The organism is Bradyrhizobium sp. UFLA05-89, assembly GCF_059803475.1.
Window position 1 is genome coordinate 1 of sequence record NZ_JBANBA010000183.1, and the last position, 10,554, is coordinate 10,554.

General features: G+C 62.5%; 12 protein-coding genes. 5 read left to right on the forward strand and 7 right to left on the reverse strand.

Annotation, left to right across the window (positions count from 1 at the left end):
* Positions 1–101 precede the first annotated feature (101 nt).
* Both SO139_RS44045 and SO139_RS44050 read right to left on the reverse strand, forming a co-directional pair.
* Complete coding sequence (locus SO139_RS44045) at positions 102–1,262, reverse strand: extracellular catalytic domain type 1 short-chain-length polyhydroxyalkanoate depolymerase (protein WP_449381573.1); 1,161 nt, start codon at positions 1,260–1,262, stop codon at positions 102–104.
* 4 nt (positions 1,263–1,266) lie between these two features.
* Positions 1,267–1,689, reverse strand: a complete 423-nt coding sequence (locus tag SO139_RS44050) for a ribbon-helix-helix domain-containing protein (protein WP_449381574.1) — start codon at positions 1,687–1,689, stop codon at positions 1,267–1,269.
* A 336-nt stretch (positions 1,690–2,025) separates the two neighbouring features.
* On the opposite strand from SO139_RS44050, the gene SO139_RS44055 reads away from it, so the two are divergent.
* A complete protein-coding gene (locus SO139_RS44055; protein ID WP_449381575.1) occupies positions 2,026–2,211 on the forward strand; it encodes a hypothetical protein in 186 nt (61 codons plus the stop codon).
* 272 nt (positions 2,212–2,483) lie between these two features.
* On the opposite strand, the gene SO139_RS44060 is transcribed toward SO139_RS44055, so the two are convergent.
* From SO139_RS44060 to SO139_RS44070, 3 genes are all read right to left on the reverse strand, one after another.
* Positions 2,484–2,696, reverse strand: a complete 213-nt coding sequence (locus tag SO139_RS44060) for a hypothetical protein (RefSeq protein ID WP_498541996.1) — start codon at positions 2,694–2,696, stop codon at positions 2,484–2,486.
* Between the two features lie 65 nt (positions 2,697–2,761).
* Positions 2,762–2,998, reverse strand: coding sequence for a DUF6894 family protein (locus tag SO139_RS44065; protein WP_449381578.1), 237 nt, complete (start codon positions 2,996–2,998; stop codon positions 2,762–2,764).
* A gap of 1,215 nt (positions 2,999–4,213) precedes the next feature.
* Positions 4,214–4,453 carry a hypothetical protein gene (locus SO139_RS44070; protein ID WP_449381579.1) on the reverse strand — a complete coding sequence of 80 codons (240 nt, stop codon included), beginning with the start codon at positions 4,451–4,453 and terminating at the stop codon, positions 4,214–4,216.
* 151 nt (positions 4,454–4,604) lie between these two features.
* Between SO139_RS44070 and SO139_RS44075 the strand changes: the two genes are divergently transcribed.
* A complete protein-coding gene (locus SO139_RS44075) occupies positions 4,605–5,897 on the forward strand; it encodes a c-type cytochrome (protein WP_449381580.1) in 1,293 nt (430 codons plus the stop codon).
* A gap of 93 nt (positions 5,898–5,990) precedes the next feature.
* On the opposite strand, the gene SO139_RS44080 is transcribed toward SO139_RS44075, so the two are convergent.
* Together SO139_RS44080 and SO139_RS44085 are read right to left on the reverse strand one after the other, a co-directional pair.
* Positions 5,991–6,167 (reverse strand): hypothetical protein, encoded by a 177-nt coding sequence (locus tag SO139_RS44080; RefSeq protein WP_449381581.1) that lies wholly within the window; start codon positions 6,165–6,167, stop codon positions 5,991–5,993.
* Positions 6,168–6,194: 27 nt separating this feature from the next.
* Positions 6,195–8,165 carry a 4Fe-4S binding protein gene (locus tag SO139_RS44085; protein WP_449381582.1) on the reverse strand — a complete coding sequence of 657 codons (1,971 nt, stop codon included), beginning with the start codon at positions 8,163–8,165 and terminating at the stop codon, positions 6,195–6,197.
* Between the two features lie 149 nt (positions 8,166–8,314).
* On the opposite strand from SO139_RS44085, the gene SO139_RS44090 reads away from it, so the two are divergent.
* The 3 genes from SO139_RS44090 to SO139_RS44100 all read left to right on the forward strand — a co-directional run.
* Positions 8,315–9,070, forward strand: a complete 756-nt coding sequence (locus SO139_RS44090; RefSeq protein WP_449381583.1) for a biotin/lipoate--protein ligase family protein — start codon at positions 8,315–8,317, stop codon at positions 9,068–9,070.
* Complete coding sequence (locus SO139_RS44095; RefSeq protein ID WP_449381584.1) at positions 9,067–9,606, forward strand: DUF6505 family protein; 540 nt, start codon at positions 9,067–9,069, stop codon at positions 9,604–9,606. The genes SO139_RS44090 and SO139_RS44095 overlap by 4 nt, the downstream gene beginning before the upstream one ends.
* Positions 9,603–10,554, forward strand: a 952-nt coding sequence (locus SO139_RS44100; RefSeq protein WP_498541997.1) for a DUF6352 family protein, incomplete at its 3' end; no start/stop codon positions are given. The genes SO139_RS44095 and SO139_RS44100, both read left to right, overlap by 4 nt.

The window sequence follows — 10,554 nt, forward strand, 5'->3', positions numbered from 1 at the left end:
TACACTCTCAAATGAGCCTTCCGCGACGACTAACCCATTGATCCGACTCACGCCGATTCTTGTGAAATCACCAAAACCGACCTCCAACTGCGCAAGTTGGGCTAGTTTCGCCTCTGTGAGAGCGAATGCTCGAGGAAGAAACGCAGCATTTCTCTCGTCGCATCCGGTCCGTCCGGATCGGTGTAGGAGCCGGCGGGGCTACCTCCCGACCATGCGTGTCCGGCTCCGTGGATTTCCCAGTGCTCGAGGATTCTCCGGCCGCCGAGGTCAGTATGGACTGTGCGGGTATAGGCATGCCCTCCCGGTACCCGTCCGCGATGCGCCTTCACCGTCGTGTTCGTCCCGCCGATTGACTGCCGGACAATGCGACCCCCGTTTTTCGAATGCACAGTGGTGTCGCAATCGCCGTGGAAGACGATCGTCGGAATGGGCGGGCCGTCGCTCGGCATTGCCTCGGACCCGCCGCCTTGCTTCATGGCGATCAGCGCGGAAGGAAGGTCGGTGGCGGCCCTGCAAGCTAGTCCGGAATGTATGCCGATCGCTGCGTACAGATCGCCGTACGTCGATCCCATGATGGCCGCGGCCGCGGCCCCGGCCGACAGTCCGGCGACGTAAACGCGATTTGGATCGACGGAATGGTCACGCATGATCTGGCGGGTGATCCCGGCGATCAGCGAGGGTTCGCCTCCGCCGCGTTGCTGGTCGCCCGGACGAAACCAATTCCAGCATTTCGCCTGGTTCGCTTCGGCCCGCTGCGCGGGATAGGCCACGAAGCAAGTCTGTTCTTCGGCGATGAAGTTCATCCGGGTGCCGGCGGCGAAATCCTCCGGCGACTGCGTGCAGCCGTGGAGCATGATCACCAGCGGAATGGCCTGTCCATGATAGCCGCTGGGGATGAAGAGCCGGTAGGCGCGGCTTCCCGCGGCGTTGCGGTAGCTGCCTTCGACGAACATGGCGCCATCCGGCACGGTGTCCGCCATAGACGGCGGGGCGCGCCTCAGCGATCCTCTCAGTCCGAGCCCGGGGAGGTTCTTGGCTAGATCCACCGCCGTCAGTCGCGGACTCCTCGTCTCTGCGGCAAGTGCCTTGGCGTCGATTGTCGGCGGCTCTCCTAGTGTAGAGGCGAAGCGGTGGGCGCTGGGGGCGGTGACGTCTGGTGCATTCTCACCCCGAAGCATGCGTTGGAGCAGCGCGGTGGCCTCGACGAGCTGGCCCGAGCGCGTGAGGCGTGTGGCTTCGCGAACCATGTCCAGTTTCAGCATGGCCTTACCCCGTCCTGTCAGCGAGAGCGGATTTGACCGCCGGACTGGCATGCAGGGCGCCCAGCACGGAGACCGATGCAATCGTGGCGCGAGCAAGCTCGGGCGTGACGTCTTGGGCGATGGTGGCGAGGCCCAGAACATTGATGTGCACCATCTCGCCGGCACGCCGCGCCGCCTCGAGATCCTCGCGGCCGTAGTTTCGCAGCCCGAGGTCGAGGCTCTTTCGGGCCGTGGACTGCTTGACCACGTCGGCATGACGTTCGAGCTGGTTGCGGATTGCGGTCCGGATGAAATCGGTGCGGTTCGAGTAGAATCCTTCCTGCACCATCAAGTCGACCTGACCGAGATCGACAAAACCGAGATTGATCGTGATTTTTTCGCTGTCGGAGGGTTTTGGTCGGATTTCGTGGACGTTGCTGCTGGTCATTGTTTTCCCATCCATATACCATCTGGATAGATGGTATATGGATGGTAATGCTCTGTTTCAAGTGGGCATGCCCTTTTTCCGAACAGATCGGGGCGCTTCGGCCGGTCAGAGCCGCCCGTCACAGCGATGACGCTCGAGGGCAGCAATGTCATGAAGGCAGTGTGTTTGCGCTTTCGTCTTCGGATCTTCCGGAACGCCCGTCTCCTGAGCCGGGTGGCCGACCAGGGCTGAGGCACACCGCCATTGTCGGAGCCGGGGTGCTGGTCTGAGCGCGCATGAACGCGCGCAAGGCGGGCCAGAGGGAGGCGATCTTCAAGTCCATGAGAGGCAGAGTGAGTGGCAATTATTTTCATCACGGGGAGCATGGACTGGCTCGGGCGCGCGGCGGCGGACTCGCTTCTTAATGACGGCGATCATCGTGCCAGCGGACATAGCCATATGAGGCACGATCGCCCGAAGGTCTTTGCCGAAGATCTTGTAAAAATATTCCACGATGCTCTTGGACGAACGCCTTTTTCCTAGGTGTTCCGTTTGGAGATACACGCAGTCGGAACTCGCTCACGACCTCAGTCGTTAGAACGTGGCTATGAACGATATCGCGACCATTGCGCTATTCTCTCTGTCTCTGGCGGCGCTCGCAGCCGCTATGGCCGCGGTGGCGCGTCACGCCGTTTCCGTTACCCGGGCCTATGATGAATGGTTAAATTCGCCAAGTCTTAAACCGCCCATCTAAAAGAAGGCCGCCTCATTTGGCGGCCTCTCTGTTTCTCACGGCGCGGGCCTGCTTCTGTTCGCTAAGCTTCCCTGTACGCAACTGCGAAGTTTTCGCAGATTGAGGCAAATGCTTGTTTTGCTTCGACCGTCTCAAAGCAAAACTGCGTCCCAGCGTCACCACGCTCGACCCACCATTCGATTTTATTTCCTCGCGAAATGCGCGATGCCTCTCCGCGCAGCTGATCGAGTTGGCTTCCGACAGCTCGTACAATCAAACAGTTCTTCTTGGCCATGGAAAAGTCCTCGGGAAATATCGCAAAACCAACAGTGGATCATTACCCTCGGTTCCTAGGCAAGCCTAATTCTTCAACCGGTCGGCTTCGAATACGAGGGCAAGCTGAAAGACCGGACCGACTTCGGTGCGGACCTCGATAGCGATGTCGCGTCGATCGCCCATACCAGGCGCATCCCTCGCCATAGCAGCCAAGGTGTGTGCGGCCTCTATCTCAGCGACCCTTTCGTTCGCCAATTCTAGACCTTCTTCGTCCGGGTAAAGCTCGGCTCCGTCCCGGATGTCGAAAAAGTAGCGGATCACTGCAAAGTCTCCAGCCGCCGCGGTCCAACTCTGGCGACCCTTCACTGTTCCTAGATCGAAAGAAGGCGCCGGCTTCCCTGCTTTAGAGCCTCATGCTCGCGCCCAAGGAACGATCGAAAAAACGCACAGTTAGGCGACGACCCGGTTCCCCTGGATAATGGGAACGATTGCCCGTGCTCGACCCTGATCATGTTTTAGTTGTTTGTCCGAATTGTCGGGCTTGGCCGATGGCTGCGAACTTCATCGGATCCAGGCGGACTGGCCATCATGAAATTAATTTCCAGTGCCCGCGGTGCGGCTACGGAGAAGCATGGACGATTGGCGGCAAAGGCGCAGAACGACCGCGAAGCGCGTGCGTTCAGCCTAAAAGGACCGCTGGCCAATATCCGGGTGCGACGCCGGGACCGGCGGCTCCTAGGTCCGACGTCTTTCAGCAACCGCACATACGCCCCGCTCTCGGGCAGCTCGAGCCAGCCGCGCTCGACGGCCGTCTTGATCCCGGCACCGAACTCAGGACCGCTGCCGTTATGTCGGAGGTTTCAGCTCCGGCGAACTTAACCACCATATCAATGTCAGCGGTAACGTCAGCTTGCCGAGCCTTCCTCAAGAGGTCGTCGCGCTCGGCTCCGGGTGGCATTTGTTCTGCTTGTCAGGCGACGTTCGGATTTGCTTTCTCGCGCGCTAGTTCGGCTGCTCTCGTCAGCCGTTCGATTAGCGGTTTTTCCTGCTTGAACCGGCGTCGTTTCATGATGGTCCATCCTCTCCGGAATAGACATCTCGGGGCAAGGTTTCGACCAGTGACCGGAGCGAGCGCAACAACTCCAGCAATGATCAAGAAAAGGAGAGATGTGAGGGATATCACACAGCGGCGTTCGGTCTTGCACTAATGAGAGCTTCGACTCTCTCAAAACCCACGGACGTTCGGATGAAGCTCTTGATGATCTCTGGCCTGACTGCCCTCGCGCTTGTCGCGGCGGCGACGAATATGCTGCGATCGCATCCATCATCGGTGAATAGACCGTCTGTAGCGGGGATGCCCACTGTGCAAGAGATGCACAAGATGGCGCAACAGGGTAAGTTGCCGCTTGAGGATTTCGAGGATCGATCTCTGGTGTTCCCGAGGGGAGCGCAGCAGCAGAGAGAATAGAATACCGCTGTCGCAGCTCGATAGGCGGATTGTCCGCTCGCGCGAGCCGCGGTGCCGCAAACTCTATTTCAAGGGCTCATGAAGATCGGGTTGATCTCGGTTGGAGCGGCGAGCATTCCGAAGGATTGAAGCTGCCCACGGTGGAGGTCAATTTCGAGGACAGTCAATAGTAGTGCTAGCACGACGACGATGTAAATGAGCGGCGGCGACGCTTCTCGGGTGGCAGGATCGCGATTTCGCGATGGCAAGACGCGAAAGTGCCACAACCGCGAGATCAGCTGCAGATACGCTTTCGGATGGATTTGCATGTTCGGCCTCGGTCTTTGAGGCGCCTTTCCCAAGTCTGCGATCACATCGGTCGCCTTTCAAGGCGCCGCTTGTCGCACCCTGGAAGCGGATAGAGCTCCCTTTATTGAGCTCAATCGAACGGGGGATGTTTTGCCGGAAGCCCGACGGCCCTTGGATTTGACCTTGCGTCTCGCCGCCGCGCTTCTGACAGCACAACTGTTCTCGGCGCTACAGCCCGCGCAAGCGCAACTAGCGGGACACGGCGGGCCTGTCCGTGCGATCGCTGTTTCGGTCGATGGCCAGACGGTTCTGTCAGGTAGCTTCGACACCGCAGCTATCCAATGGTCGCTAGCAACAGAGTCCGCCGAGCAAGTCCTTCGCTTCCATTCGGATGCGGTGAACGCGGTTGCCTTCCTTGGAGAAGGAAGAGTGGCAACGGCAGGTGCGGATAGCCAGATTGCTATTTGGACGCCAGGCCGGCCGCAGCCCGACCGGGTTTTCGAAGGTCATACGGGACCCATTGTCGGGCTCGCCGTTTCGCCCGATGCATCGAAGCTCGCATCAGCCTCGTGGGACCATACCGTGCGGCTTTGGTCGCTGTCGGATGGCACGTTGCGCGTGCTGGAGGGGCATTCGCAAAACGTCAACGGCGTTACCTTTACGCCAGACGGACAATCGCTCGTGAGTGTCGGCTACGATCTTACGGCGCGGGTCTGGCATTTGGCGGATGGGACGTCCGAGATTGTGACCTTGCCGGCGCCATTGAACGCAGTTGCGGTCGCACCGGATGGCGAAATCGTCACGGGCGCAGCAGACGGCAGGCTGCGCATGATGACCTCAGATGGCAAGGAAAGCGGTGACGTTGCTGCAGGCACCACGCCGATCGTGGCGCTGGCGATCTCGCATGACGGTGCCTTGATTGCCGCAGCCGGCGTTGGCGACACCGTGGCGATCGTCGATCGCAAGGCGCGCAGCGTGCTGCGCACGCTCGCTGGGCCCGGCATGCCGGTCTGGTCGGTTGCGTTCCTGCCCGATGGCGCGACGCTTCTGACCGGCGGCGCCGACGGTAGGATCAGGCGATGGAATGTACTGACCGGCGATGCCATCGGCTCCAACCTCTTGGGCACGCCAGCCGACCCGCTCGCCGCCTATGCCGGCGATCACGGCGCCGAAATCTTCCGGGCCTGCGTCGCTTGCCACACGCTGTCGGAGACGGAGGTGCAGCGCGCCGGCCCGACGCTTGCCGGACTCTACGGCCGGAAGATCGCATCGCTGCCGGGCTACCGCTTCTCCGACGCGCTCAAGAGGATGGACATCGTCTGGACACCAGAGACGGTGTCAAAACTGTTCGAGATCGGGCCGAACGCCTATACGCCGGGCACGAAGATGCCAGAACAGCACATCAGCTCGGCCGCAGACCGCCGCGCACTCACGGACTTTCTGGCGCGTGCGACGTCGAAGTAGGGCGCTAATATTCCGGCCATTGCTCCACAGGAATATTCGCTAGCTCCGGGCGCTCCCTAGGCATGCGATCGACGTCGACGCTTGGATCTTCCTTCAGCGCTGCCACCACTGATTCACGTATTTCCGCCGCGACAGCCAGTTGACCTTCCTGCCCTTGGCCTCGGCCTTGCAAGCGACGATCGCCTGCTTGAGCGCAACCTTCTCCGCCTTGGTGGGGCGGGAGCCTCGGCCGCGCCAGCGGCAAGGATTGTGGCGATAAAGCACGTCCACAAAACCACCATGTAACGAGACATGCGGCTAATCCTTGTTCTCGCGTTGGCGCAGGTAATCATCAGTCGTCCGCGGCGGCGCGCGTTGCGGCACGTCCTGGAACGGATCGAACTGCTGTTCACTCATAACGATGACGCGACAGTCGGCGCACATCCGCAAGGTTTCCAGCCTCTTGTCACCAGCGGGATACATCCAGTGCCGACCCTCAAGCTTTGCCGCAATCCGATCGATCGTGCTCTTCACGCCGAACGGGGTGCCGCAGCGGATGCACAGCGCGGGCTCTTCCTCCTTGATCACGACGGCAGCCGCGCGCGCCGCGCGGAAATCGATCTGCGGCTTGAGCGTGATCACCTTTTCGGGGCAGGTGCTCTGGCACAGACCGCACTGCACGCAGGCATCTTCGACGAATTTGAGCACGGGACGCTCGGGATCGTCGCGAAGCGCACCGGTTGGGCAGGCCGAGACGCAGGACAGGCATAGCGTGCAACCATCCGTATTGACGCTGATCGCGCCGATCGGCGCGCCTTGCGGCAGGGCGATCATGTCGACCGGCCTCGGCGCCAGGCGGTGCAATTCGCTCAACGCAAAGCGAAGCAAATCGCGCCGTTTGCCGACCGTTTTGAAGGTTGCGGGCGTCGCGACCGCCGGAAGCATGTCGATCGCGCTCAATTGCGCACCCAGCACGTCGGGATCGTCGGTTTCAATGGTGGCCGCGCGCTGCCCGTCAAATCCGAGCCCGGCCAGAATGGCCTCGGCCATGGCAATCGTCTGCGACAGCCCCGTCACCTCGTGCCGCGGTTTTGCGCGCAGCAGAAGGCGCACGGCGGACGCGCCATAGGCGAATGCGCCGATGACCGCTTCCAGCCCGACCTGCGTCACCTCGTTCAAGGCGAGGGGAAGCACGTTGGCCGGCAGCCCGTCGCCGTGACGGGCGAGCGCGTCGATCAGCGGCGTGCCGTGAGGGCTGTCATGCAGCATCAGCACGGGATGCCTGCCGCCAGCCTCGTGATAGGCGAGCAGCATGGCACGCATGATCTGCAACTGGGTGTCGGCGGGCGGCAGCGCGTAGGAGGCAGCCCCCGTCGGACAGGCGGCAGCGCATTGCCCGCAGCCTGCGCAGACTTCCGCGTTGACAGCGACATGATTGCCGGCGGGCGTGATCGCACCGCTCGGGCACAGATCGAGGCAGCGATGGCATCCGGTCAGATTCGAGCGCGAGTGGGCGCAGAGGCCGGGCGTGAAGTCGACATATCTCGGCTTGTCAAAGCCGCCGACGAGATCGCGCGCGGCGAGCACCGCGCGCAGCACGGCAGCGGGATCTTTGGGATCTGCTCGCAGGTAGCCGTCGCGCAGATCGTGCGCGGGAAACAGCGGCATCTCGCCGGAGAGGTCGAGCACGAGATTGCAGCGCGAGGTCGCCCCGTTGCGCGTGGCTCCGAACACGAAGCGATCGCGCGAAGACGGTCTGGGCTGCGCGTAGTCGTCGATCGTGAGCTCGAAGGCGCCGAAATGTCCCTTGGCGTTGCGGATTGTACCCTTCACGATCGGGAAGTCCGTCGCCGCAGGCGGGGCGACGTCTGTTGGCCGCTTGAGCATGACGGTGACATCGAGATGGTCCGCGAGCAGCCGTCCGGCCTCGATTGCGTCCTCGTCGCGTCCATAGATAAGGATGATGCCGTCGCTCAACAGCGTGACGAACGGATAGTCCGGTCTCGGAATCGCAGCCGCCGCAAGCAGCGCGGCCATCTTCGCAGCTGCGTTCGCACCGTCGCGCGACCAGCCCGCCGTCTCGCGGATGTTGACGAAAGTGATCCCGTCTGGGCGTTCGCCGGCCTCATCGGTGAACTGCGCCGCCCGCTGCGTGCAGGCAACCGTCAGCGAACCCTCTGCCGTTGCGGCGTTGCGGAAATGATCGAGCTCCGCGCCGCAGAGATGTCGAAAGCTCCTGATCTCACAGTTGGGGCATCCACGCCGGATCGCGGCCGTGTCGAGGCGCATCGTGTCTTCGCACGAGCAGATCAGAACGGTCTTCGCTGGCTGATCCAGGTGAATTCCTCCGTCAGTGCGGCGCGGGACCGGACTCGCGCCGATCCCTTGCTTCGTATAGATTTTCACTATCGGGAAGAAAAGGAAAGTGGAGGACGGCCTTGCCGTCGACCCCTACCACCCATGTTTCCCTGGCGGAACCGATCCATCTACCGCCGCCATTCGCGCTCGTCCGGTTGCGCGAGAGCGGAGACGCCTTTGCTCACGCTTGCCGCATTGCACCCGAGGGCGGTGCCGGCACGCTGGTCTATGTCGGACGGTTCGATCTCGCTGAATTCGCCGTAGTGCTCGAGCCGGGCGAGCCCCTGAGCACCGCGCGGCGCGCCTTCTACGCCTGCATGGTTGCGCTCACCGACGCGCTCCGCGTCTATGCGCCGCCGAACAAGACGGTGGCAATCGACTGGCCCGACGCGATCCGCATCGACGGCGGACTGGTCGGTGGTGGGCGGTTGGGATGGCCGTCGTCTGCGCGCGAGGACGAGCCTCCGGCCTGGCTCGTGTTTGGCGCCATGATCCGGACAGTCGCCATGAGCGACCCGGGGCCTGGTGTTTATCCGCTGGCGTCTGCGCTGGACGAGGAGGGGTTTGGCGAGACGGGCGCCGTGCAGGTGACCGAGAGCTTTGCCCGGCACCTCATGCGGGCGATCGATAGTTGGCAAGTCGATGGCTTTGACGGCGTCGCGCGTGATTATCTCAACCGCGTAGCCCGCGAGCGGCAAATGGTTCAGCGGCTCGACTATTGCGGTGATCTTCTCACGCGCCGCGTCGGCACAGCTGGGACCGAGCGGAGTGAGCTCGTCGCCCACCTCGGCACGCCGTCCTGGCTCGATCCGAAACTCGGAGGGCTGCGCCTGTGAAACTCTTGCGCACCATCGCGCTCGATCCCTCCGACACCTTCGTGTTCGACGTTGCGGCCGAATCAGGCGAATGGGCGGTTTCCGGCGCCTTCCGCTTCTGCGATCAGAACCCGGCGAATCTGAGCGGCAAGGAGCGCGCCGCCTTCCGCAGCGGCTTCCTCGGCTTACAATCCTGGGGCTGGTCGACGCTGGCGCAGATCGTCCCGGCGACGCAGGACGATTGCCGGGCCTTAGTCGAATTGCTTGCCGGGCAACTCGTCGAACGCTTCGGGGCGCCGGACATTGCAACTGCGAGAACTGCGGCGGAGGAGGAAGTCGCCTTTGTTCAATCGCTCTGTATCCATCCGGTAAGTTCGCTGATTGCGGTCCACCGCTCGGTGAGCGATGGCGAGGTCCGCGAGGCCTTCCGCAGGCTGCAACTGCGCAAAGGGCAGAGGCATGGCAAGGCATTTTCATTCATGGAGGTGGGGGACGATGTCGAGCCAGATCATGATCTCCATCTTGCCGATCTCGGCCAGGAGCCGCAACGCCGATGAAGGATTTCTGGATCGCGTCTGGCCACCATCTGCTCGATCGCGACGAGAGCGGCCGGCTCTGCGTCACGGATGAATTCCTGAAGGCCTATTTTGCCCGTCCCGAGCTGCTGCCGCCGGACGACGCATGCCGGGTCGAAAGAAGGCTGCACTGCGAGCTGCTCGCTGGTCCGCGCCAGCCGGTGAGCGATGACGAGATCGCTGCGATCGCCGATCAGGACGCACGCGAAAACTGGCGGTTCGTGCTCGCCTTTCGCGATCTCCTGCTGCGGCATCCGACGCTCGAGGCTGCCTACCTTGCAGCCATCCGATCGCGGACGAGCGATCTGCCGCCGCTGTTCGTCAATCAGCTCGTGCACGTGATCCTGCGCAATGCGCTGGACGGCCGCGATGATCCGTTCGTAGCGCGTGCCGCGGAACTGTTCTTCCGCCAGCAGCGCGTCTTGCCGCATGAGCAGGCCTTGCTGCTCGGCGACGAAGAGGTGGTCGGTGGGCAGAGTCCGACGCCGGTGCTCTCGTTGATGTCGATGCTGGGAGCTGTAACCGACGCCCAGCTCGACGTGCTGAGCGGAGAGAATGCCGACGCGTATTGGCAGCGCAGCGATCATTTTGACATGGCCTTCGACTTCACCTCGGGTGGCCGGGGCCCGCATGCGCTGGCGCATGCGATGGCGCGCTGGATTTCCCATCTGCTGGCGGTCGACGTCGCCATCGAGCCGCTGCCCGCGTTGCAGGATGCGCAGCTCAGCTGGTATGTCGGGCTCGATACGGACGCCACGAGTTTCGGCGACCGTCTCTGGCATGGCGAGCGGCTCGATGAACGCAGCGCCGGCCGCGTGCTCGCGTTGTTTCGCCTGACGTTTGCGGACAGCGGCGCGGCCACAGAGGATATGCAGGGCGAGCCGGTCTATCTCATCCTGGCGATGACGCCGGACCAGAAGCTCCGGTTGC